Below are 22,921 nucleotides of genomic sequence, written 5' to 3' on the forward strand. Positions count from 1 at the left end.
ATTTTCACTTTAGTTACAAAAACGACAAATTATCACAAAATATGATTAATAATTAATCAATAATGTAACAAAATATGTAAAATGTGCAAATAGTGAACTTAATCACAAAAATATTTATTGACTTTTGTGAAAACAAGTAGATTTATATTTATCTGCTCGCGATTTCAGTCCCTAAAAGCCACAGTGCAGTTGCATACATTCGACTACGGTTATAGGTCGTAATGACTTGAAAATTAGGATATGTAAGGTAATAAGCTGGTCCATAATTTTCTTGTAGTTGAATCACATTGACCATGTCTAAGTCATCTATTTTAACAATAGGATTGAGTGGGCTAATGCCTTGAACTTTTAATGCACCATATGGGGTAGGTTGTGTTAAGTCTTTGACTATGATGGCATCCGCATTATTTCCTTGGTAGCGTGCGGCAAAAGCAATCGGTTGATCTCGTTGCCAACCATGTTGAGCAAGATAATTTGCAATTGAACCAATTGCATCTACAGCAGAGTTTCTGAGATCGATATGACCATTACCGTCATAATCCACACCAAATTTCGGAATATTACTTGGCATAAATTGAGGATAGCCCACAGCACCAGCATAAGAGCCAACGACTGAATTAGCTGGAATGCCGTCCTTATAAGACCATGCAATCAAAGCGCTTAATTCGTCTTGAAAGTATTGTGCACGTCGTTCATATCCAAACCCTAATGTGGCTAGGGCATCACGTGTGATGAATGAGCCTTTATTTGCCCCAAAACCAGTCTCTACGCCGAGAATACCAAGAATGATGGACTGAGGAACACCGAACTGCTGTTCTGCTCGATTTAAAGTGTCTGCATATTGATTTTTAAAACGCACACCACGTTGAATTGTACTTTCTGCTAAAAAATTCTTTTTATATTCGTACCAAGGCTTACTTTCTCCTGGGCGATTCATAATATTGATAATATTTGGTAGGTTTTTTGACCCATTCATGGCCCAGTCAACCTGATCAGCACTCAAACCATAGGTCTGCATCGTTTTTAATTTAAAATTTTGATATTGAGGGTGTTGAGCGAAGTCATTGGCTTGAACAAAACTTGTGATCATAAACGCACTGATTGCTAAACCAATACGTTGTAATTTAACATTAAAATTTTCAAATAACATAACAGCAGCAGATCCAATTATTATCGGTGATAGATGCAAAGGTATAAGTGTTGATAAGGATTAAAAGTTCAGCATCATTTGATTAATCGCAATGTTTATTAAGATAACATTAGGTCGTGATGGATTCACAAAAACCTACATAAAAAGTGTAAAAATGGATGAATTATGTCTTTTATTTATTCAATATTGTTGAACCATCTTTAAAACATAAAAAAACCTAGCTTTAGCTAGGTTTTTGATTAATCTGATTTATTCCTGAATAAATAGCGTGTCATGATATTCAGCTGCAGCCAACAATTCTTCTTTAGTGAAGTTAGGAATGAGCTTATCGATCGCAATATGAACAGCTTTGATAACCGCTGAAGAAGCGATATCAGACGCCTTACGTTTAATCATACCCAAATCTAGGGTCTTATTAAAATCATTCATAAAGTGACGAACTGCAGCTTCACCGAATTGTTTGTATTGTTCAGACAGAACTGCACGATTGACATCATTGCCTGCACGTACTTCTGCAAAGCTATTTTTTAAGTTTGTTACTAAATCAGCGGGTAATGGAGCACCGACACGATAATTACCTTCTGGATCTTTGAATAAACTTTTTTCAGAGAATTCAATCGATTGTCTCACGACGTCATTTGGTGCTTTACCCAATAACTGTTTAAGTAGTACCGATACTGTTGATTTAATATAACCAGCAAGTTTTTCAGCTGTTTCTCTTTTGTCACTTGCAGGGAAACGACGTACAAGTTCAACTAAAATTGCATCGATAATTTCATCATTAATAGCGAGTGCAGTTTGATCACGCAAAGGGTAAAGTGGTTCATTTGAATTTTTTTTCTCAATTCCAGTTTGAATATTCTTTAACAAAGATTCAGATGGAATAAAACCAAAATATGACATCGTATAACCTCAACTATTCTTCAATTTATTGTCGCGCCAATCGAATTGGGCTTGGCATCCATGCAAAGTCCGATACACGACAAGGGTTAATGTCTAAACCACCACGGCGTGTATAAGTCGCATATACCATCAACTTTTCAGGATTAAAGTTTTCCCAAATGTCTGCGTAGATTTGTTCAACGCATTGTTCGTGAAAGCCATTATGCTGACGATAGGAGATAATATAAGCTAAAATTGAACGATAACAAGGTTTTTTGCCACGATATCTTAAAAAAACTGTGCCCCAATCAGGCTGTCCTGTGACGGGGCAGTTACTTCTTAATAAATGCGAATATAATTGAATTTCAACGATTTCTTCGGAAGACGCTGCATCGAGTTTAAGTAAGCTCGCATTAGGGTGGTTTTCAAGACGTTCAGGCTCATAATGGTCGATGCATATTCCTTCAGGCTGGGCAATATTCAACTGATCAACATCGAATAATTCAAGTCTGACTTCTGCATTAGCAGCTTTAGATAGATCACGCTCGACTGTCTCAATAAACTGATTTTGAGATTCAAATTGAGCAAAATTCAGACTATTGAAATATAGCTTAAGAGATTTTGACTCGATGAGATAAGGTGATGAAGCAGGTAGATGCATTCGACCAATCGCAACTTGAGGAATCCCTGACAGATTCAACCAAGAAATTTCAAAAATATGCCACCAATCTATTCCTTGTTGAATACCGTCTACATGTGCGTACTTCGCTCGTGCTTCTGCGCGAGCAATTGGAAATAGCACCTCAGGTTGATATTCAGTTGGATAGTTGGTGTCTTTGCCTAAAAGAGATTGTTCAACGCTCATTATTCACGCATTCCTGAACCACGGGAGAGTAAGTGATAAGCGACCGCATATAGCGCGGCGCAACACGCTGTGATTACTAATAAAGAGATAGATACATTTACATCGCTATGACCAAGGATCCCATAACGGAATGCATTGACCATATATACGACAGGGTTAATTAAAGATAGATTTTGCCAAAATGGGCTTAATGCAGAAATTGCATAGAACACCCCACCTAAATAGGTCAACGGTGTTAAAACAAAAGTGGGAATAATCGAAATATCATCAAATGACTTTGCATAGACCGCATTGATAAATCCACCTAATGCAAACAGTAATGATGTAATCAGGACGGTATAAATTGTTACGAACCAGTTGGTAATATATAAGTCAGTAAAAAATAAACTCATCGCAGTCACAATGATAGCAACCAATAAGCCTCGAGCAACACCACCGAGCACATAACCCCAAAGTACGGCATGTAAAGGCACTGGACTCATGATCAATTCTTCAATACTTTTTTGAAATTTAGAACTAAAAAAGCTTGATGAAACGTTGGCATAACTATTAGTAATGACAGCCATCATAATTAGACCAGGTACAATGAACTGCATGTAGGTAAAGCCACCCATTTCCCCAATTCTTGAACCGACTAGATTTCCAAAAATCACAAAATACAGTGACATGGTAATTGCTGGTGGTAACAATGTTTGTGGCCAGATGCGCATAAATCTACGAATTTCCTTATGGATAATCGTATATAAAGCTACAGCGAGTTGGTTAAAATTCATTGCGCAGCTCCATCAAGATTCTTTTCGACCATTTTGACGAATAACTCTTCTAAACGATTTGATTTATTACGCATACTTCGAACTTGAATGTTCTGTGATGCTAGAAGTTGGAAAAGATCATTCATGCTATGTGCTTTATCAAGCGTAATTTCTAAGGTCACTGGATCAACCAAATTAAATTTCACACCAATAATGTCAAGTTGTATCGGTTCTATAGGTTCAGCCAAATCAAAAATGAAAGATTCTTCATTTAATTGATTTAAGAAGTTCTTCATGGTGGTGTCTTCTTTAATGACGCCACGATCAATAATTGCAATTTTGCGACACAGTACTTCTGCTTCTTCTAAATAATGTGTTGTGAGAATGATAGATGTACCTTTCTGATTCATTTCTGTTAAGAAGTCCCACATCGAGCGACGTAGTTCAATATCAACACCAGCAGTCGGTTCATCGAGAATTAACAGTTTCGGATCATGCATCATTGCCCGGGCAATCATAAGGCGGCGTTTCATTCCCCCAGATAGCATACGTGCTTGAGTAGAACGTTTTTCCCATAAACCTAATTTGGTCAGATACTCCTCTGCACGAGTTTCAGCAACTTTTTTTGGAATGCCGTAATAACCTGCCTGAGTGACTAAAATATCGAAAGTCTTTTCAAATTGCGCAAAGTTAAATTCTTGGGGGACTACACCCAAGCATTGTTTAGCTTGTGAAGGATGTGTATCGAGATTATGACCAAAAATCTCGACAGTTCCTGCAGTTTTTTTTGTAAGAGAGCTGATGATGCCAATAGTGGTTGATTTACCTGCACCATTAGGGCCTAGAAGTGCATAAAATTCACCTTCTGGAACATCTAAGTTGATTCCTTTTAATGCTTGAAAACCATTTCGATAGGTCTTCGACAAATCCCTTAAGGTCAATGCATCAGTCATGAATATCTCGAATGGTGAAAAGTTGAGATATTGTGAGTGATCTTGAAAAATAAACCAAGCTCTGTAATCAGAATTCTCTGTTTTGATGTTGAAACGCTGTATAAAGCATGAGCACTAAAAATTGGAAAGATATATAGTTGCTTTACCTTAGAGTTTTTTTTGTTATGATGTGCGCACTTCCTAAAATGCGCTCATAGCTCAACTGGATAGAGTACAGGTCTCCGAAGCCTGTGGCGTGGGTTCGAGTCCCGCTGAGCGCACCATTTCACTGTTTTACCTCATCCGAATAAATACGAAAATCATTAAAAATAAACAACTTATGTCTTTATCTTGTCCGATACAGTCCGAGCATGTTTTAGGTTATTTAAGTTTTTTGCGGTAATTTTTGCGGTAATTTCAAAATTATTGCAAAGGCTTACCGTAAAAATGCCAAAAATAATTGTAAATCTGACAGATACACAGATTCGTTCAGCTGTAAATGCACATAAAAAGTTATCAACCAATATTCAAATCAAACTAGCCGATGGTAAAGGATTGTTTTTTATCATTGATAAGAATGGTAACTCATATTGGAGGTGGGACTATGCTCGTCCTATCACTAAAAAACGTAATAGCATTTCTTTTGGAACATACCCAGAGGTATCGTTGCTAAAGGCACGAGCAAAAAGAACTGAATGTCGAGAATTACTCGCCCAAAATATAGATCCAGCGGATGTGAAGAAAAATGAAGAAAAAGCTAAATTAGGCCAAAATACTTTCGCTTTAATCGCAGATGAATTTAGAGAGACAGAGGAGTTAGAGCCTAGTACTCAACGACGGAATCAATTTGTTTGGGGTAAGTTGTATTCTGCAATTGGGGATTATCCAATAGATAGTATTACTCCATCACAAATTTTAGAAGTTTGTCGTATTTACGAAAAGCAGGGTAAGACAGATTCAGCAAAGCGCATGAGAAGCAAAGCATCCCAAGTCTTCCGTTATGCGATTGCTTTAGGCTTGTGTCAATTTAACGTGGCAGATCAAATTAGTGGGATCTTAAAAGTTGGTAAAACCAAGCATAGATCAGCGATCACAGATGAGCAAAAGCTAGGACAGTTATTGAGGAATATTAATAATAGTGTTGGCCGTGGTGATATCGCGATAGATTATGCCGTGAAAATATTACCTCATGTTTTTGTGCGTCCAGGAGAATTAAGAGGAGCGAAGTGGGCAGACATTGATTTTGAAAATCGAGTTTGGAAATACACCCCTCCAAAGACAAAGAATCAAACGGCATTACAGCATATTGTTCCTTTGTCAGATCAAGTTATGACCTTGTTCAAAGAATTGCACCAGATAACAGGTTATACGGAGTATTGTTTTGTATCGATGCGAGATCAGTCTAAAACAATTAGCGAGTCAACTATTAACAAACGATTAAAGCAATATGGTTTTGAAAATGGTGAAACGACAGGTCATGGCTTTAGAGCGACTGCCAGAACTCTATTAGATGAAGTATTAAAGTTTCCTATCGAACGGATTGAACAGCAACTTGCTCATCAGGTTCGTGATATGCATGGAAGAGCATACAACCGTACAAAATACTTAGAAGAACGTACGGTTATGATGCAAGCATGGTCTGATTATTTAGATAAGTTAATGTATAAGACTGTGGACTGATCAGTAAGCTTAAATGTAGCAAGCGAATTCAGTTTCCGCCATCTCCACCAAAATTCAATTCAGAGAAGTTCGACTGAATGTAAAAAAGCCTTTAAACTCAATGTTTAAAGGCTTTTTTATTGGCTGTTTTGTCCGATCCTGTCCTAAGCTGTGTGACCCAATTTTTGCCTTATTTGGGTAATTATTGGGAAAATTAACCCAATTATTTTTCAATCTAGATAATGGGTAAACACAGATGAAACTTAGCGATGTAGCATGTAAAAAAGCTCAACCTAAAGAAAAAAGATATCGTCTTTCAGATGAAAATGGATTGTCATTAATCGTGACTACTGCAGGTCAAAAATACTGGAATGTACGTTATACCGTTAATGGTGAACGTAAGTCAGAGTCTCTTGGCCCTTATCCTGATATATGCTTGAAGAAGGCTAGAGAACTTGCGCTTGAGCTTAAATATAAACACTCAAAATCAGTTTTGTACGAAGACATTAAACCATTCTTCAAAGAGGTAGCTGAGGATTGGTTTGAGAATCAAAGAGAGACTTGGTCAACTAAACATATTAGTAATGTAAGAGCGTCTTTAGATGAACTTTACATTTCTCTAGCGAATAAACGTATTAATCAAATCCAAGCCCCAGAGATTCTGAAAGTGATTAAAAAAATCGAAGCTAGAGGTTCATTAGAGGTGGCTAAGCGTACATTGTCACGTTGCGGTATGGTCATGAAATATGCCATAGCCCATGGTTATCGATATGACAATCCTGCAAGTGATCTGGTTTATGCTCTTAAGAATAGAAAAGTAAAGAACTTAGCTTCTTTATCAGAAAATGAAATGCCTGAATTTCTTAGATGCATTAAAGCCTACCCTGCCGACCCGCAAACGCATCATGCTATTATTCTAATTATGCTCACAGGCGTTCGAGTGAGCGAGTTATTACAGGCTTGTTGGGAAGAATTTGATCTAGAAGAGCGTAAATGGGATATTCCTGCAGATCGTATGAAAAATGGATTGCCCCATCGTGTACCCCTAACAGATATGATGATCGATGAACTTCAGGGACTACGTTTGACACATAATCAAGACTTACTCTTTCCACATCGTTTAAATAACAAAGAGCCTATGCGTAGCGAATCCATTTTGGCTGTAATTAAGCGCTCAGGTTATACAGGTCGTATGACAACACATGGCTTTAGATCACTATTTAGCACAGTCCTCAATGAGTCAAATTTATTTAATCCTGATGCCATTGAACGCCAGCTTGCACATGTACCACAGAACCGTATTCGCTCTGCATATAACCGAGCACAGTATTGGGATGAGCGTGTGAAGATCATGGAGTGGTACGGAGATAAGGTTAAAGAATGGATGGCTCAATAAAGAGCCTTTCCTTTTTCATCTAGCATTTCATTTTGGTAAGCATCTTCAATTAGTTTTTCTAGAACTTTGGTTTCAGAAATATTCATTTTTTCAGCTAGTGCTACTAATTGTGATTTTGTCTTTCTAGTTAAAGGGAGATGGTATGGTTTTTTAAGACCACCCTTATCTCTAAATTGTTTTTGTTGCCAAGCTTTTTTTAATTTTTGAATGTTTAACATGTATCTATCAGGATTTTGATAATAGTAGTAATCCCAAAAAATCAAAAATAAATCACGAGTCTCTCTAATGCTAGATGGATTAAAATTTCTAGGTTTAACATTCCATCGATAATTTTTTTTTGTATAGTCTAGAGCCCATTTAAAAAAATATTCATCGTCTACGTACTTATTCAGCAACTTTGTTGGATTTGAAGTTTGATACATTATATTTCTATAATTAGTTATTTCTTCGATAGTAATCCTTTCATTTATCTTACTTGTATGGATATAAAACACTACTAAAAGATAAGGGTTGGTGATGATGACATTACTTGGTTGCACAATGTCTAAAATTGCATTTTTTCCACACAAAACATTAATAATAAACCAGCACAATCGATGATCATTTGATAAAAATTTTAACTGATGCCGAGGGATCATCAACGTACTAATCATTTGCCATTTTTTAATGAAATGAGTGCAAGTTTCTTGCGAGGATCTACTTAAACTTAGAGTAATAAAGTCTAATATTGATCTGAAATCCTGATGATTGTTTAAAAAAGACAAAAACTGATTTTCTCTCATATCCAGGCGCTCATAGCACCAGTCATATGCAATCCAAATTAAGTCTTCATCTTTAAATTCTTTGAAAAAATCTAGAACTAATCTATCATTGTTGAATTTATTAAGCATGATGTTATTGTAGAGTTGTCGTAGTATTTTAGAAGAATATACTAATAAATTTATGTGGGTTATATCAAGTTAAAAATGAACTCAATATCCTTACTACGATAGCTTATCTTATATATATGTTGAGTTAACTAACTTTAAAGCTAATGATTTAGAATCAAATCTTATAGTTTTTATCATCTATAGTAGAATTGGCTAAATTAAAGTTAGTAGCAGAGTTATTCAAACGTCGGATAACTTGATCTTTTAAAATTGAAATTGATTATGTTTGAATCTTAATAAATTCATGACTAGGTCAAATAGAAAAGCCTTTTTACTGATATAAAAAAAATCTAAAAGTTGGTGTAATGACTTTGTTATTTATTTGGTTATTTGTTTAATAAGTAACATTAAGCTAATGACTTATTCACTTATATTTTAAAAAATACAAATTAGTCACTTCCTATAGTCCCAAACTAAAGGTAAGTGAACATGAATGTAATCCTTAACCAAAATAGAATTAAAGAAGCATCACTATTGATAGAAATAGAGAGGTTTGTTCTATCAATCATGGAGTCAAGAAGACAACCAAGATCATTCTATGAAAACTTTACAGATCTCCTCTTAGATTTTCATCAAGTTTACAATCCTGATTTTAGCTATTCACGCTTAATCGATCTCTTTTGTTGTTTATTGTACGATTATGATTTGATGTGCGAAACAGAACATTCCCTTTACAGTCGGTTAAAACAAAGGTCATTTAATGAATGGCAAAACTATTTCAAACAGGCAAGAGCTAGCCACTTAAATGAAATGCGTCAACACCGTTATAACGAAAGATTAAATGCAGATAAGTTAGATGCTCGATTGATTGAGCTGCAAGAAGATTATTCTGCTTTATTGGTGGTTCGTGTGGATTTAGCTTATACGATGAGTCCAGATATCGAGCAGGTTGATCATGATTTAGAAGTACTGCGCAGAAGAATCAATCGATCTATTTATGGAGATGACTTATTACTTCTTGTATGGGCAATAGAGCAGGGAGAGAGGAAAGGTTACCACTGCCATATTGCATTAGTTTTTGATGAGCGTAAACGAACCAATGCATGGCCTATTGCCAAAGCTATAGGTGAATTATGGGAAGAGATTACGCCAGGTGATGGTAATTATTTCAATTGCCATGATCGTAGATACTTAAAGCAATATGAAGAACAAGATGTTTTAGGTGTTGGTGTTATTTTTAGTAATGTTCCTTATCAAGCCAAGAAGATGCGTTCAACGCTTTCTTATTTAGCACGACCTGATAAAGATCAATATTTGAGAGTAAAGACCAGTAAAAAGATGCGAACCTTTGGCATGTCTCAACGTTAATTAAAAAACATTATGAATATATATCATCTAGATGAGAAACATCTTCTCTTTTTAGGCTGATCCCTGATAAGCCTTTTTCTTTTATAGAGGTATATTTTATGCAAATTAACTGTCCATACTGCCATTCGGAGCATGTTGTCCGTATCATGCCACAACCGTCAAATCATCCTTCTCAGAATATTTTCTCATCCTCTGCATCATTTGCCACAATCGGAGCGACCCTCTCCAAAAGCTTACCGATCTCACCATTAGTTGGAGGTATTGCAGGCATTGTTGTAGGTGGGCTGTTAGATAATGTATTGGGGAGTCAATCTACAGCAGTGACACAGTCTTATTTTCATTGCCAAGATTGTGGACAAAAGTTTTATTAAATTAAAAAAACATGGGAGTAATACCACTCCCATGTTGTGAACGTGACTTTGGTTTTCTTAAGGCTTAAAGATCCAGTCACCTTGATCTGTTGAAATCGTCACTTCAATAATTTTATTTTTATTGCAATTGGCATCCACTAAAATCCAGTTGCCAAAAGTGACTTTGCGAGGACTATTCATTTTTGCGTAAAGCGGACAGTTTCCACGATTTAAATGAACGTCTTGTACCGTTACTTCATCCACCACAGACTGAATTTTGAGAATCGACATAAAGTTATGAGCAGGATTAGGCTCAAGGCTAATTTTAATAGGTGATTCTTTGGGAATAGTTTGTGATGAATGATCTCCTGAATATTCAGTCTGATCATCTACAGCATTAAAGCAGCTACCTTGAAGTCCGATACCAATGTCATTGGTGTCAATATTCCACGATATTTCAGATTGATCACAACCCAGAATTTGCCCTGAACTATTTTCTTTAAATCTTAAACTGCTTGAATAGAGATAAAGACCTTGATCATCTCGACGAAGATATTGCACATTGAGAAGAGGTAAAGCGGTATAAGTATTGGGAAATTCAGAATCAAGCAATGTTTGTAGCTCAGCTTGAGCATAGCTTTCGATTGCCATTATTCCTAATTTAGAATGTTTGATTCCCGATGGTGGTGTAGGCTCACTATTTTGTTGTGCCTGTGTGTCTACTTGATCATTCGTTGTATCTTTTTGTTGGCAACCGAATAATGCCAAACAGACGATCAAACTAGGGAATAAAATTCTTTTTTTCATGCTTAAATCCTTGAATTAGTAATATAAAGAACCGTGTTTTAGTTTTTAGGTGATTCACCATATTGATTTGAACCTGTAGTGCCTTCTTGAGTTGCCCAAAATAAAAGCCACAAGATGCCAATGATGGGAATAAAGACCAAGAGCATCCACCAGCCAGAACGACCGATGTCATGCAAACGTCTTACACTAACAGCAAGATTTGGAATGAAAGTGATGAGCATTGCCAAAGTGGCTAAGCTATCGCTAAACAGACTAAGCACAAGACTGAGCAATACACAAAAGAGTTCGAAATACCAAAACTCACGACGACGTGCACGGCCTTTAAAATCAGCAAACTTTTTAAAGCAAGCGATAATGGCTTGACGATAATGATTTTCAGACTTTTCAAATTTAGCCAACAACGATGGGTTTGACTGACTAGATTCATCTTGTTGAAGCGTATTATTTGAGTCGGAACCAAGGGTTTGAGATGCATGGCTCGGTTGTTGCTGATGGAGATCCAGATAAATGACGGTTGCTTGTTGTTCTGAGTTGACGTCGAAATCTACCGATAGTCCACGTACTGGAGCGAGAGAATCCTTCCATTCGTGAATGTCGAATGTATAGCGTTGTTGATTATCACCCAAAATTAGACCTGTTTGATCTTGTACTGAAAAATCTAAAATTTTACCTTTCATTATTATGTCCTCATTATTTATAAATATTGATGTAAAAGCGTGTTAAAAATTAAAAGTAAATTCACCTTGATTGGTCTTAACGGTGACTTCTCTGACTTGCTCAATGTTGCAATCGATCACACTTTGATAGCTTTGCCCAAACGTCAGTGTGGACATGCGTTTTCTCCATGATGATAAAGGACATTGCCCACGATTAATGACAATGTTTTCTATAGTGACTTGATCTTTAGTTGCTTGAATAATCACGGAATTGAAATAAGCAGGGGTATAGGGATTGTTGGGGATATGGAATTGATTCGGCATGAGGTCAAGACGTACAGATACAGGTGAAGATGAATCTGAATGACATGCACTTATCCCAACGAAGATGAGCATCAAAAAGCAAAATTTTTTCATGACAAAACACTCATACCTACTTTAAAAGAAGGCTAAGTTAAAAAGTAATCACCAAAAAAATGTGGGTGAATGTAATTATTATGATTTGCGTGAATACACACCCATACAAAAGCGTTGGGTATTTATTCGCTGCAATGAAGGCGAGGGATATAAATAAGAAAAACTGGTCATGGTTGACTCCTTGGAATTAAGAAGTTCTACCGCATTACTGCTAATTAATGGTGGCAGAACGAAAAGGGGTTAGCAGACTGGGATCCAAGGAACCAGCACACCCGTAGGTGTCCCCCTTCCGTCCTACCATTAAGAAAAAAGGGAGACGAGAGGATTCCCAAGAAATAACCTGAGCCATTTCTTGCTTGGATCTACGGTCTGCTAAAACCGACTGGCAATGTAGGCCAGCGCTAGAATCATAATCGTTGAAAGGGTTTAGGTCAATTTGACCGAGCTAAACTTTAAGCTGAATTTTAAACAAATGTATCCATCAATTATAAAAAAATAGAGATATATAACATCTAAATGAATCTTTTGTAGATTTCACAGTGATTGAATATCTACATGTCCAAGTTTGGTCTGCTTCCCCAGCAGGCCTTTTTTTATGCAGCTGAAGATTGCACAAATATAGAGGTTAAAATCATGACACATCAATTAGAACAAATGGCCTATGTGGGCGAAACCCCTTGGCATGGCTTAGGTAATCAACTCAGTCCAAATCAGCCACTCGAGGTTTGGGCTCAACAAGCAGGGATGGATTGGCGTATCGAATCATCCAATGTCAGTTACATGGCTAAAAATGAACGTGGTCAAAGCATCATCATGCCCTTTGAAGAACAACGTGTGTTATATCGTTCAGATACACATGCACCGTTATCTGTGGTCAGTCAGCGTTATCAGGAAGTACAGCCTAAAGAAATTCTGGAGTTCTACCGTGATCTGACAGAACAATCAGGCTTTGAGCTTGAAACAGCAGGCGTACTGAAAGGCGGTAAAAAGTTCTGGGCTTTAGCTCGTACAGGTCAAAGTACAGCATTGAAAGGGAAGGATGTCAGCAATGGCTATATTCTGCTTGCTTCTGCGTGTGATGGTACCTTAGCAACCACAGCACAATTTACCAGTATTCGAGTCGTGTGTAACAACACGCTTGCGATTGCTCTGAAAGGTGCAACGGCTAGTGCAGGTGTCGTGAAAGTACCGCACAGTACTAAGTTCGATGCAGAGAAGGTGAAACAACAATTGGGTATTTCAGTCCGTGCATGGGATGAACACATGTATGAAATGAAACAGCTCTCGCAGCGTAAAGTCAGTCAACAGGAAGCAAAGGCTTACTTTGATGCTGTATTCAACAATAGCACCATGTCAATGAACGATCCTGAAGAGAACATCATTCAGTTCTACCGTCAGGTGGCAAGTAATCCACCACAGCAAAACAAAACTGAACCCAATGGAAGAGCCATGACTAAAGCACTCGACATGTTTAATGGTCAGGGACGAGGAGCAGATCTTTCATCTGCTAAAGGTACAGCTTATGGCTTACTGTGTTCGATCACGGAATTCGTTGATCATGAACGTCGAGCTATGAGTACAGATCATCGTCTTGACTCAGCATGGTTTGGTGCAGGTGCAGGTCTTAAACAACGTGGACTAGAACAAGCTCTGTGCTTGATAGCCTAAGCTCATGTAATCGTAACCCCGCAAGTCTCAACAATCGCTGAGTACAGCACACACGTAACTCTCCCTACTTTCAACTCACAATCAACAATCTGAATCAGCATACATATCGCCATACCTGACCTCGTGTCAGGTATGGCTTTTTTATGCGTTTCTTTTTTACAAAAACTGAAATTTATAAGGATAGAAGCATGAATCAAATCGCACCGATTTCTAATCAATCTGTACAGGCAGGTGTTCAAACAGCATTAAAACCATTAACCACAACCAAGCGAGCTAACTCTGCAAAACGCTTGGTCAATACCAAAGATATGGCGTATCAAGATTGGCTTGAAGTCCGTAAGCAAGGGATTGGCAGTAGTGATGCAGCGACAGCCTGTGGATTAAACCCATACATGTCGATGCTAGAACTGTGGCTGATTAAAACAGGTCGACAAACTCAGTCCGTTGAAGATGAAAGCACAGGTGTTGCACCACTGTACTGGGGCAAACAGCTTGAACCATTGGTGGCTGAGTATTACAGCATGCACACCAATAATAAGGTACGTCGAGTCAATGCAGTTTTACAGCACCCCGATCCTGATAAGCATTTCATGTTGGCAAATTTGGACTACGCTGTTGTAGGAAGTGATGAAGTCCAAATTCTTGAATGTAAAACAGCAGGGGAACACGGGGCGAAGCTGTGGCGTGATGGTGTGCCACTCTATGTACTTTGTCAGGTACAGCACCAATTGGCAGTGACAGGAAAACAGGCAGCCCATGTGTGTGTATTGCTTTGTGGGCATGAAACCAAAATCTTTAAAGTGACTCGTTCTGAATCTGTAATTGAACACATCATCAATGCAGAACGTTACTTCTGGGAATGTGTGGAAAAGGATACACCCCCTTCAGTAGATGCAAGTGAATCGGCAGCCAAAGCCATTCAGCAGTTGTATCCAATCCATGTGCCGCTGACCGTTGAAGATCTATCACAGAATGAAACAGCTAATCTCATGTTCGATAAGCTGATCAAATTGAAAGAAGAGATTCAGCATAAACAAGAATGCTTCGATGCGCTTAAACATCAAATCCAAATGATGATGAAGGAAGCGGAGCGTGCCACGTTTAGTCGTGGTTCGGTGGTTTGGAAGAAAGCCAATGACAGTGTCAGTTTAGATACCAAAGCATTGCTCAAACATCAGCCTGATCTCATTGAGCAATATCCACTAAAAAGACAGGGCAGTCGTCGCTTCAACATCTATATCGATTAAGCCCACCTTATTCATCTCATTAAAAATGCACAAAAATCGCTCCCCGCTCTCTACAACATGTGTAGAGAGCAAATCGGTCGCGATTTTTGCAGTCAACACTCGCTTTTTAGTAATTATGTCTACTTTCTAGCAGTCGTTGAAACTTACATATAAGAACCCAACGCCTTAAAGATTTAATTGGAGTATTAAAATGATTAAAGGTCTAGCAATTACACCGCCTACACTTGGGCGTATCAGTATTGGGAGAGTCGTGGAAAAGAATGGCAAACGACTACCTGAGAAAGATGACCAATTTACTATTACCTCTCAAATCCAAAATAAAGACGGATGGATAAAGCATCCATTAGATGAACAGCTTCGAGCGAATGCTCCGAATCAGAAACTCCGTTCAATCCCTGTCCGCATGATTTTCAATGATCCTGATTTGAACTTACGCGCAGAGTACACCTTGTTTGACCGTCAGACTGGGAGACCTGTCTGTGTGGGTGATGGTCAGACCTGTCAGCGTTTAACCAATCAAGGCGTTGAACAGCATCCGTGTCCTTCACCTGATTTGTGTCCATTAGCTCAGGGCGGGCATTGCAAGCCTTATGGTCGTTTGCATGTGAATTTAGATGAGTCGGATGAATTCGGCACATTCATTTTTAGAACCACAGGTTTTAACAGCATTCGGACATTGGCTGCACGGTTGAGCTACTACCATGCAGCATCAAATGGTTTGCTTTCGTGTCTACCATTGCAACTGACATTACGAGGTAAGAGTACAACTCAAAGTTATCGTCAGCCTGTCTATTACGTGGATTTAACTTTAAGGGAGGGAGTGGATTTGCAGTCTGCGATTCACACAGCGCGTGAGATTGATCAGCAAAGTAAACAAGCAGGATTCAATCAAGAGGCACTCGATCAGATGGCACGACAAGGCTTTGCCAATGCGAAGTTTGAAATGGATCTAGAGGAAGGATTGGATGTAGTAGAGGAGTTTTATCAGACAGAGGAGCAACAGCAGTCAGTTGTTCAAAATGAGTCTTTTAATATTCAACAGGGTTTAAAAGGCTCAGTGACTGCGTTGAATTGAATCGGACAGGGTAAAACCTTACGGGATTGCCGTATCTCATGAGCGAGTTGCTCGACATCATGAGATCGGAGTAAACACCATGAGTACATTTGTAGGACAAACATTCCAAATGAACCAACTGATTAGTATCAAGCAGGTCGTAGAGCTAGTTGGCGTTGGACGTTCCACCATCTATGAAATGATGGATGAGAATTCACCCTACTACGATCCGACTTTTCCAAAGAAAGTCAAAATTACCCAAAACCGTATCGGTTGGTCAGCTTACGAGATCCATCAGTGGATTGAAAGTAAGTTGGCAAGCCGTGAATAGAAAGGGAGCTTTCGCTCCCTTATTTTTTTGTTTTTTAGTAGACTGAGTTCGGTCTTTAGCCTAAGCCTTAAATATGAAAACAATAGATTATTACAACCAATATGCGGATGAATTTACACAAGCCACGATACATGTGGATATGGAAAGCTTATACCAACCATTTTTAGCTGAGCTGCAGGAAGGTGCCAAGATTCTTGACGTTGGCTGTGGCTCAGGACGAGATACTCTGGCTTTTAAAAATAAAGGCTATCAGGTCGATGCAATAGACTATTCCGAAGAACTCGTTAAAAAAGCATCTCTACTTACAGGTATTCCTATTAAGTGGAAGAGCTTTTATGAGGTTGATGACTATGAAACTTATGATGGAATTTGGGCGTGCGCATCGTTGTTGCATTGTGAGCGTACTCGTTTAAAAGAGGTGATTGGAAAACTGCTGAGTACGCTCAAGCCAAATGGTGTGCTTTATATGTCTTTCAAATATGGGGATAGTGATCGAGAAAAGGATGGTCGGCAATTTACAGATTTGAATGAAGAACAAGCGGAGGCTTTACTTGAGCAGTTTGATAATGTTCAACAGATCCAGCAATGGATTACAGTAGATAAGCGACCTGATCGACAGGAAAAGTGGTTGAACTTACTTTTAAGAAAGTTGAGCTAGAAGGATATGTCAAAAACTTCTTTGGGAATCCAAGAGGTACTCTTGATACCTTTTGCAAAATCAAAGCGCTTTGTCAAAAAATCTAAACGTTGATCAGGTTTTTTTCCAGTTCTTAAGATGATGTTTTCTTTAAGAGGGTGATTACTTTCAATAAGGTATTCATTTCTTTGATGCAATCTAAGAAGAAATTGGAGATGAGGGATATTACCTGCTTTTCCACCATGATCCCATCGATTACATTCTCTACATGCTAGGACCAGATTCCAAACTTCATTGAGTTGTAAGTCATATGTTGAACCATACTGAATGGACATTGGAATAACATGGTCTACATCGCAAGTAGTGTCTTGGCCTGATTGAATTGATATCGATTTGAGACAGTAAAAGCATTTACTTTTTTGATAACCATTTAGTGGTTTTCTGACACCTGTGAGGTTGGTGCGTAAATGTGAATGCAGGAAAGAATTATTAGAAACGGGCTTTAGATAGTAAAGATCTTCGGTAGCTGTATCGTACTGAACATGGATTAGCGACTCTTCACTCCAAGCTGACTCTACTAAATTCCAGCGACCTTCAATTTCATTATGAAAGTTTTCTGAATCTTCTGTTGCTAAAAGGTGAAATAGATTATCGGTAAGCGTGATGCCTTGTTTTTTATCCTGAATTGTTTTTTCAAAAAATTTAGAAGCTTGTTGTTTTTTAGGTAAATTGTGGAAAGCATCAAGTACACATTTAAAGCCCTCAGTTCTTGTAACGTTGAGCATCAATTCTTCTGAAATTTGCTCTTGGGTGTAGAGGTACAGTACATTTAAAAGTTTCGCAGTCCCTTTTCCTTGAATTTGACGTTTTCCAGTTTGAATATGTTCAATGAGATGTTTGGCGAAAATAGAGGATAGGTCATCTAAGCTCACAAAAGTTTGATTATTTAATTCAAGCAATGATTTTGCTAGAGCAAACTTATATGTTGCAGTATTGGCACCGATCAAAAAAATAGATCTGAAGTTATTCGTTAGGCTGGTATCGGATGTATAAGTTTTCATTATGAATTAAATTTAATGTTATATGACTAGTCAAGTCCAGTAATACTTAAGTGTTAAAGAGGTAATTATTGAACCGTATAAATATATAATCACTTAAATTTTATAAAATTAGTAGCAAAAAATGTCTTTCGAAGAAATTCACCAGAAATTAGATAAATCTGCTTTAACATATTGGTTTGTAGGGGCAACGTTTGGACGTAATGCAGATCAGTTTGATCGCTTTATTGAACAGGGAATTTGGGAAAATGGCTATGAAAATGAGTTAACAGATAAAGTTAATTTGATGAAGGTTGGTGATAAAATTGCCATCAAATCATCATATGTTCGCAAAAAAGATTTGCCATTCGATAGTAAAGGTAATTTCGTTTCTGTTATGGCCATAAAAGCCATAGGAACCGTAACAGCAAATCGAAATGATGGTCACTTTGTTGATGTCGACTGGTCTGTACTGAAAGAGCCAAAAGAATGGTATTTCTATACAAGTAGGACTACATTATGGCAAGTCAAATATGAGTCTAATTACGCTAGACAGCTAATAGATTTTACTTTTGATAACCAAAAGCAAAATTTTGATTTCTTTCGAAATGAACCTTATTGGAAGAGTCGTTTTGGAGATACTCTTAAAAAAGAAATTACTTGGGCACCATTCTTGGTTGATTTATCAAATCAGTTGTTAGAATTTAAGCATGATAGAAAAATTCTAGTTGAAAAAGTTAAGACCATTGCAGCAAAAAATAACTTATCCTATTTATTGAACAAAGAGCTTAATGATATTTGTCCATTTACTGTCATTGGCATGATGAATAGACAAATGAAGGATTCAAATAGGCAAGCAATTGCTGCAGATTTGGCCCATGCCTTATCTGTAGAATCAACACTACCTAGTGATTTTGATGGTATTCCACTCTTAAATAACATGAAGTCTTGGTTCTTCTCTTTTGAAGAATTTCAGCAACCAAATGACATACAAAATTTATGGGATTTCTTTGAATCGTCAATTGCGTTTGCTGATGGTGAAGACACAGTTCAAGCAAACCAAGTTTTTATAGATTCTTATAACAACCTTCTAAAACAAAAAGGAATTGGATGGAACATTACGATGGCGTTGTTTTGGATACGCCCATGGGATTATCTAAGTTTAGACGGTAGTTCGCGTAAGTTCATTGAAGAAGAATTAAAGCTCCAAATTCCATACAGTGGTTTTAAGAAAACGATAGATGGCAAAAATTATTTAGAATTGATCGCTAAACTTAAAACAATCTTTGAAAAAGATAATTCTTCGGTCAAAAGTTTTCCCGAACTCAGCATTAAAGCATATGACCCTAATTTTCTAGATGAAGAAGAGAATATGACAGAGTCTCCAATCATTGATGAACCAAAGATATCACTCAAAGATATTCTTGATAATCGATGTTTTATGTCTGAAGAAAAGCTTGAACAAATTGTTCGTAGAATTGAATCAAAAAAGAATGTTATTTTTCAAGGTGCAACAGGCACTGGAAAGACTTGGCTAGCACAGCAATTATCAGAGTATCTTGTTGGGCAGTACAAAGAAAACTTCATTCATATCCAGTTCCACCCGACAACGTCATATGAGGATTTCATTAGGGGATGGAGACCTAACTCTAAAGGAGAACTAAACCTTGTTGATGGTCCCTTCCTAGAATTGATCCATCGTGCACGCCATAACCCTGCGCAAAAATTTGTTATTTTGATTGAGGAAATTAACAGGGGTAATCCTTCTCAAATTTTTGGTGAAATGCTAACGCTCATTGAAAACTCAAAAAGGGCTCATCAGCATTCACTAGAGTTGATTTATAAGAAAGATAAAAATGAAAAAATTTATGTGCCAGAAAATGTTTATGTATTGGGAACGATGAATATCGCAGATCGTTCATTGGCTAAGCTGGATTTAGCTTTTCGTAGACGTTTTGCCTTTGAAGAATTAGAACCAACTTTTAATGATGTCTGGATGAAAGTTGTTAAAGAAAATGTTGAACAAGTAACTGAAGGTCAACTCCAAAAACTGCGCCTTAATATTGAGCAGTTAAATGGAGTAATTCAGGAAGATCCTCGTTTAGGTAAACCATTCTGCGTTGGCCATAGTTTCTTTACACCAGCTCAAGTATTTGATGATCTACAAGAATGGCTTGAAGATGTTGTTGAATCAGAAGTTAAGCCATTGTTATTAGATTATTGGCCTGATAATACACCTCAAGTTTCAAATTTATGTAATGCATTAAAGGACATCTAAGTAACATGTTAGATATCCATTACCATTACATCACTAAGTATGGAATCCCTATAAAAAATGTTTGGTTGTTAATTCTTTATGCTTCGGAAGTCTATAAGACTTCTGAAGATAAATTTTTGAATGTTGAAGAGAACCCTGATGACTTATACACCATTATCTTAGAGTTATTGTGCGATCAGTTTGATAGGAATATAGCTAAGGGGCTGTCGAGTAATTATGTCACTAGGAGTGAAAATTTAACTCGTGTACGAGGCAGTATTAATTTTTTAACAACTGAAAGTAAGATGTTGATGCAGAGGGGACAAGTCAATTGTTCTTATGACGAGCTTACTCTAGATATCCCAAGATATCAGTATGTACTCAGGACTTTGAAAAATGCACTTTTTTTAAAGGGCATAGATGGATTGAAAGGAAGGATTGTTCAGAATATTAATATTCTTGAAGGGCTGGGAGTTACTTGTCCATTCATTCAAAACTATGATCTAAAATCAGATCGGTTTGGTCATTTTGATTATTCTGAACAGGCACTTCTTCAAACGTGTCAGCTGTTAAATGAATTGAAAATACCAACAATGCAAAAAGGAAATCATTTACTTCCAAATTTAGAAGAAATGAGTGAGGAATGGTTAAGAAAATTGTTTGAAAAAGCGGTTTATGGTTTTTACTCTAAGAACTTATCAGCTAAGGTGTGGACAGTTAGTCATAATAAAAAATTGCAATGGAAGTTTGATACTGATGCATTGATTACAGATATGCTACCTCAGATGGAGGCTGATATTATTTTAAGAAATACACAGACAGGACAGGCGACCATGATTGATACTAAATTTAATAACGTTTTAGTATCTAATCGATTTGGTAAAGAAAAATTTAGGAATGGGTATATCTATCAAATTTACACATACCTAAGGTCCCAAGAAGAAAATGGATATCCAGTATTTCAAAGAGGGATATTACTTCATCCGAGCGTTGGAGTAGATATATCGGAAAAAGTAAAAATTCAGGGCTATGGGTTGGAGTTCCAAACTATTGATTTAACAGCGTCTGCAATAGAGGTTAAAGCTAGGCTAATAGAATTAGCCTAGCTTTTGATTTGTTTTTAATCTTTTAAACTTATAGCAACCGATTTAAAAGACTCCAAAGCAGCTTCTAAATGCTCGATGATTTCTTGTTGCAGTACATCTGGTGCAGGTAAGTCATCAAGGTTATCTAAGTTATTGTCCTTTAGCCAGAAGATATCTAAGCTCGTTTTGTCACGAGCAATAATTTCATCATAGCTAAAATACTTGAAGCGTTCTGTTTCTTGGCGTTCAAAACGATTTTCAGGATTATAACACTTGATGAAGTCATCCAAATCAGCTTTACGAAGTTGACGAGTTTTAAGTGTAAAGCGTTTATTGGTTCTAAGGTCGTAGAACCAAATACCTTTAGTTTGGATTTGTTCTGATTTAGGCTTGTTATCAAAGAAAATCACATTTGCTTTCACACCATTTGCATAGAAGATACCAGTAGGCAAACGCAAAATCGTATGAACATCACATCCAGTTAATAACTTCTTACGTACACGTTCACCGACACCGCCTTCAAAAAGTACGTTATCGGGTAAAACAACAGCTGCTTTACCATCTGCTTTCAGCATACTGACAATATGTTGTAAGAAGTTTAATTGTTTATTTGATGTGGTCACCCAAAAATCAGGACGCTCGTAAGTCAGAGATTCTTTATCTTCTTCACCTTCCTCATTGGTCAAAGTCATGCTGCTTTTTTTACCAAAAGGAGGATTGGCTAATACATAATCTACTTTTACAGCAGGTTCACTAATTAAAGCATCAGCACGAGCAATATGTGGTTCATCTGTAAGATGTCCAACATTATGTAGATACAAGTTCATCAAACATAAACGGCGTGTACTTGCGACGATTTCATTACCAAAGAAAGTTTTTTCTTTTAAGAATTCAGCTTGTTTATTATCTAGCTTTTGAGACAGCAAATATTTATGGGCACCAAGGAAAAAACCGCCTGTACCACATGCAGGATCTGCAATGGTTTTCATTGGTTTTGGGCGTACACATTCAACAATTGCATCAATCACTGGGCGAGGGGTAAAGTACTGACCAGCACCACTTTTGGTATCTTCTGCATTTTTTTGCAAAAGGCCTTCGTACATGTCGCCCTTTACATCAGCACCAATCCCACTCCATGTATCTTCATTGATGAGTGATACTAAACGATGCAGTTTTGCAGGATCTTGAATTTTATTTTGTGCTTTAAAAAAAATGGCACCTAACATGCCAGACATAGTACCAAGTTTATTTAACACTTTAAGATAATGCGTTTCTAACTCGGCACCTTTTAGGCTGATCAGACTTTCCCAGTCGTAACCAGCTGGAATACCCACATCAACTGACTCAAATGGATTTAGTGTTTTTTGTTCATGAGCCATTTTTAAGAAAAGTAAGAATGTCAGTTGTTCTAGGTAATCACCATAGCCCACACCATCATCACGTAAGGTATGGCAGAAATTCCAAATTTTGGAAATTAAAGTAGTCGCATTCATTACAATGTA

At 37.3% G+C, this 22,921-nt stretch carries 22 protein-coding genes and 1 tRNA gene; 12 read left to right on the forward strand and 11 right to left on the reverse strand.

Annotated features, from left to right (window positions below):
* Window positions 1–148: 148 nt before the first annotated feature.
* From mltB to AC1M84_RS00785, 5 genes are all read right to left on the reverse strand, one after another.
* The gene (gene mltB, locus AC1M84_RS00765; protein WP_481594345.1) at window positions 149–1,090 is read right to left on the reverse strand and encodes a lytic murein transglycosylase B; all 942 of its coding nucleotides are present in this window, start codon (window positions 1,088–1,090) and stop codon (window positions 149–151) included.
* Window positions 1,091–1,399: 309 nt separating this feature from the next.
* Entirely contained in the window at window positions 1,400–2,053 is a 654-nt protein-coding gene (locus tag AC1M84_RS00770) for a hypothetical protein (RefSeq protein ID WP_035265692.1), read from the reverse strand.
* A 25-nt stretch (window positions 2,054–2,078) separates the two neighbouring features.
* Complete coding sequence (gene queF / locus AC1M84_RS00775; protein WP_035265693.1) at window positions 2,079–2,897, reverse strand: NADPH-dependent 7-cyano-7-deazaguanine reductase QueF; 819 nt, start codon at window positions 2,895–2,897, stop codon at window positions 2,079–2,081.
* On the reverse strand, window positions 2,897–3,670 hold the full coding sequence (locus AC1M84_RS00780; RefSeq protein ID WP_035265695.1) for an ABC transporter permease: 774 nt from the start codon (window positions 3,668–3,670) through the stop codon (window positions 2,897–2,899). Before AC1M84_RS00780 ends, queF begins: the two co-directional genes overlap by 1 nt.
* A complete protein-coding gene (locus tag AC1M84_RS00785) occupies window positions 3,667–4,602 on the reverse strand; it encodes an ABC transporter ATP-binding protein (RefSeq protein WP_481594201.1) in 936 nt (311 codons plus the stop codon). The genes AC1M84_RS00780 and AC1M84_RS00785 overlap by 4 nt, the downstream gene beginning before the upstream one ends.
* A 187-nt stretch (window positions 4,603–4,789) precedes the next feature.
* Here AC1M84_RS00785 and AC1M84_RS00790 point away from each other — a divergent pair.
* From AC1M84_RS00790 to AC1M84_RS00800, 3 genes are all read left to right on the forward strand, one after another.
* A tRNA-Arg gene (locus AC1M84_RS00790) sits at window positions 4,790–4,865 on the forward strand.
* Between the two features lie 163 nt (window positions 4,866–5,028).
* Complete coding sequence (locus AC1M84_RS00795) at window positions 5,029–6,261, forward strand: tyrosine-type recombinase/integrase (RefSeq protein ID WP_481594346.1); 1,233 nt, start codon at window positions 5,029–5,031, stop codon at window positions 6,259–6,261.
* A 235-nt stretch (window positions 6,262–6,496) separates the two neighbouring features.
* Window positions 6,497–7,636: a tyrosine-type recombinase/integrase gene (locus AC1M84_RS00800; RefSeq protein ID WP_481594202.1), complete on the forward strand. Its 1,140-nt coding sequence runs from the start codon at window positions 6,497–6,499 to the stop codon at window positions 7,634–7,636.
* On the opposite strand, the gene AC1M84_RS00805 is transcribed toward AC1M84_RS00800, so the two are convergent.
* Entirely contained in the window at window positions 7,630–8,526 is an 897-nt protein-coding gene (locus AC1M84_RS00805) for a hypothetical protein (RefSeq protein WP_481594203.1), read from the reverse strand. The two genes, AC1M84_RS00800 and AC1M84_RS00805, sit on opposite strands and share 7 nt — an antisense overlap.
* A gap of 468 nt (window positions 8,527–8,994) precedes the next feature.
* On the opposite strand from AC1M84_RS00805, the gene AC1M84_RS00810 reads away from it, so the two are divergent.
* Entirely contained in the window at window positions 8,995–9,873 is an 879-nt protein-coding gene (locus AC1M84_RS00810; protein ID WP_481594204.1) for a YagK/YfjJ domain-containing protein, read from the forward strand.
* Window positions 9,874–9,971: 98 nt separating this feature from the next.
* A complete protein-coding gene (locus AC1M84_RS00815) occupies window positions 9,972–10,244 on the forward strand; it encodes a hypothetical protein (RefSeq protein ID WP_481594205.1) in 273 nt (90 codons plus the stop codon).
* A gap of 57 nt (window positions 10,245–10,301) precedes the next feature.
* Here the strand turns inward: AC1M84_RS00815 and AC1M84_RS00820 are convergent, their stop codons facing one another.
* From AC1M84_RS00820 to AC1M84_RS00830, 3 genes are read right to left on the reverse strand one after another with little or no spacing between them, the layout of a single operon-like run.
* Window positions 10,302–11,030, reverse strand: coding sequence for a hypothetical protein (locus AC1M84_RS00820; protein WP_481594206.1), 729 nt, complete (start codon window positions 11,028–11,030; stop codon window positions 10,302–10,304).
* Window positions 11,031–11,068: 38 nt separating this feature from the next.
* Window positions 11,069–11,707, reverse strand: coding sequence for a DUF805 domain-containing protein (locus tag AC1M84_RS00825; protein ID WP_481594207.1), 639 nt, complete (start codon window positions 11,705–11,707; stop codon window positions 11,069–11,071).
* Window positions 11,708–11,749: 42 nt separating this feature from the next.
* Window positions 11,750–12,103 carry a hypothetical protein gene (locus AC1M84_RS00830; protein ID WP_481594208.1) on the reverse strand — a complete coding sequence of 118 codons (354 nt, stop codon included), beginning with the start codon at window positions 12,101–12,103 and terminating at the stop codon, window positions 11,750–11,752.
* 633 nt (window positions 12,104–12,736) lie between these two features.
* Here AC1M84_RS00830 and AC1M84_RS00835 point away from each other — a divergent pair.
* From AC1M84_RS00835 to AC1M84_RS00855, 5 genes are all read left to right on the forward strand, one after another.
* On the forward strand, window positions 12,737–13,771 hold the full coding sequence (locus AC1M84_RS00835) for a DUF932 domain-containing protein (protein WP_481594209.1): 1,035 nt from the start codon (window positions 12,737–12,739) through the stop codon (window positions 13,769–13,771).
* Window positions 13,772–13,959: 188 nt separating this feature from the next.
* On the forward strand, window positions 13,960–15,018 hold the full coding sequence (locus tag AC1M84_RS00840; protein ID WP_481594210.1) for a YqaJ viral recombinase family nuclease: 1,059 nt from the start codon (window positions 13,960–13,962) through the stop codon (window positions 15,016–15,018).
* Between the two features lie 190 nt (window positions 15,019–15,208).
* On the forward strand, window positions 15,209–16,093 hold the full coding sequence (locus AC1M84_RS00845; RefSeq protein WP_481594211.1) for a recombination directionality factor: 885 nt from the start codon (window positions 15,209–15,211) through the stop codon (window positions 16,091–16,093).
* Window positions 16,094–16,172: 79 nt separating this feature from the next.
* On the forward strand, window positions 16,173–16,403 hold the full coding sequence (locus AC1M84_RS00850) for a helix-turn-helix transcriptional regulator (protein WP_071321306.1): 231 nt from the start codon (window positions 16,173–16,175) through the stop codon (window positions 16,401–16,403).
* 73 nt (window positions 16,404–16,476) lie between these two features.
* Complete coding sequence (locus AC1M84_RS00855; protein ID WP_481594212.1) at window positions 16,477–17,061, forward strand: class I SAM-dependent methyltransferase; 585 nt, start codon at window positions 16,477–16,479, stop codon at window positions 17,059–17,061.
* Here AC1M84_RS00855 and AC1M84_RS00860 read toward each other — a convergent pair.
* On the reverse strand, window positions 17,058–18,047 hold the full coding sequence (locus tag AC1M84_RS00860; protein WP_481594213.1) for an HNH endonuclease: 990 nt from the start codon (window positions 18,045–18,047) through the stop codon (window positions 17,058–17,060). The two genes, AC1M84_RS00855 and AC1M84_RS00860, sit on opposite strands and share 4 nt — an antisense overlap.
* 175 nt (window positions 18,048–18,222) lie before the next feature.
* Here AC1M84_RS00860 and AC1M84_RS00865 point away from each other — a divergent pair, with 175 nt between their 5' ends.
* Both AC1M84_RS00865 and AC1M84_RS00870 read left to right on the forward strand, forming a co-directional pair.
* Window positions 18,223–20,355, forward strand: coding sequence for an McrB family protein (locus AC1M84_RS00865; protein WP_481594214.1), 2,133 nt, complete (start codon window positions 18,223–18,225; stop codon window positions 20,353–20,355).
* A gap of 5 nt (window positions 20,356–20,360) precedes the next feature.
* Complete coding sequence (locus AC1M84_RS00870) at window positions 20,361–21,440, forward strand: 5-methylcytosine restriction system specificity protein McrC (protein ID WP_481594215.1); 1,080 nt, start codon at window positions 20,361–20,363, stop codon at window positions 21,438–21,440.
* A gap of 14 nt (window positions 21,441–21,454) precedes the next feature.
* Here the strand turns inward: AC1M84_RS00870 and AC1M84_RS00875 are convergent, their stop codons facing one another.
* Entirely contained in the window at window positions 21,455–22,912 is a 1,458-nt protein-coding gene (locus AC1M84_RS00875) for a class I SAM-dependent DNA methyltransferase (RefSeq protein ID WP_481594216.1), read from the reverse strand.
* Between the last annotated feature and the right edge of the window lie 9 nt (window positions 22,913–22,921).

This window comes from Acinetobacter sp. 24-47-66, assembly GCF_056779755.1.

Excerpts from the sequence above, each read along its gene's own strand:
- mltB (WP_481594345.1), bottom strand. The coding sequence starts at position 1,090 with ATGATCACAAGTTTTGTTCAAGCCAATGACTTCGCTCAACACCCTCAA.
- AC1M84_RS00770 (WP_035265692.1), bottom strand. The coding sequence starts at position 2,053 with ATGTCATATTTTGGTTTTATTCCATCTGAATCTTTGTTAAAGAATATT.
- queF (WP_035265693.1), bottom strand. The coding sequence starts at position 2,897 with ATGAGCGTTGAACAATCTCTTTTAGGCAAAGACACCAACTATCCAACT.
- AC1M84_RS00780 (WP_035265695.1), bottom strand. The coding sequence starts at position 3,670 with ATGAATTTTAACCAACTCGCTGTAGCTTTATATACGATTATCCATAAG.
- AC1M84_RS00785 (WP_481594201.1), bottom strand. The coding sequence starts at position 4,602 with ATGACTGATGCATTGACCTTAAGGGATTTGTCGAAGACCTATCGAAAT.
- AC1M84_RS00795 (WP_481594346.1), top strand. The coding sequence starts at position 5,029 with ATGCCAAAAATAATTGTAAATCTGACAGATACACAGATTCGTTCAGCT.
- AC1M84_RS00800 (WP_481594202.1), top strand. The coding sequence starts at position 6,497 with ATGAAACTTAGCGATGTAGCATGTAAAAAAGCTCAACCTAAAGAAAAA.
- AC1M84_RS00805 (WP_481594203.1), bottom strand. The coding sequence starts at position 8,526 with ATGCTTAATAAATTCAACAATGATAGATTAGTTCTAGATTTTTTCAAA.
- AC1M84_RS00810 (WP_481594204.1), top strand. The coding sequence starts at position 8,995 with ATGAATGTAATCCTTAACCAAAATAGAATTAAAGAAGCATCACTATTG.
- AC1M84_RS00815 (WP_481594205.1), top strand. The coding sequence starts at position 9,972 with ATGCAAATTAACTGTCCATACTGCCATTCGGAGCATGTTGTCCGTATC.
- AC1M84_RS00820 (WP_481594206.1), bottom strand. The coding sequence starts at position 11,030 with ATGAAAAAAAGAATTTTATTCCCTAGTTTGATCGTCTGTTTGGCATTA.
- AC1M84_RS00825 (WP_481594207.1), bottom strand. The coding sequence starts at position 11,707 with ATGAAAGGTAAAATTTTAGATTTTTCAGTACAAGATCAAACAGGTCTA.
- AC1M84_RS00830 (WP_481594208.1), bottom strand. The coding sequence starts at position 12,103 with ATGAAAAAATTTTGCTTTTTGATGCTCATCTTCGTTGGGATAAGTGCA.
- AC1M84_RS00835 (WP_481594209.1), top strand. The coding sequence starts at position 12,737 with ATGACACATCAATTAGAACAAATGGCCTATGTGGGCGAAACCCCTTGG.
- AC1M84_RS00840 (WP_481594210.1), top strand. The coding sequence starts at position 13,960 with ATGAATCAAATCGCACCGATTTCTAATCAATCTGTACAGGCAGGTGTT.
- AC1M84_RS00845 (WP_481594211.1), top strand. The coding sequence starts at position 15,209 with ATGATTAAAGGTCTAGCAATTACACCGCCTACACTTGGGCGTATCAGT.
- AC1M84_RS00850 (WP_071321306.1), top strand. The coding sequence starts at position 16,173 with ATGAGTACATTTGTAGGACAAACATTCCAAATGAACCAACTGATTAGT.
- AC1M84_RS00855 (WP_481594212.1), top strand. The coding sequence starts at position 16,477 with ATGAAAACAATAGATTATTACAACCAATATGCGGATGAATTTACACAA.
- AC1M84_RS00865 (WP_481594214.1), top strand. The coding sequence starts at position 18,223 with ATGTCTTTCGAAGAAATTCACCAGAAATTAGATAAATCTGCTTTAACA.
- AC1M84_RS00870 (WP_481594215.1), top strand. The coding sequence starts at position 20,361 with ATGTTAGATATCCATTACCATTACATCACTAAGTATGGAATCCCTATA.
- AC1M84_RS00875 (WP_481594216.1), bottom strand. The coding sequence starts at position 22,912 with ATGAATGCGACTACTTTAATTTCCAAAATTTGGAATTTCTGCCATACC.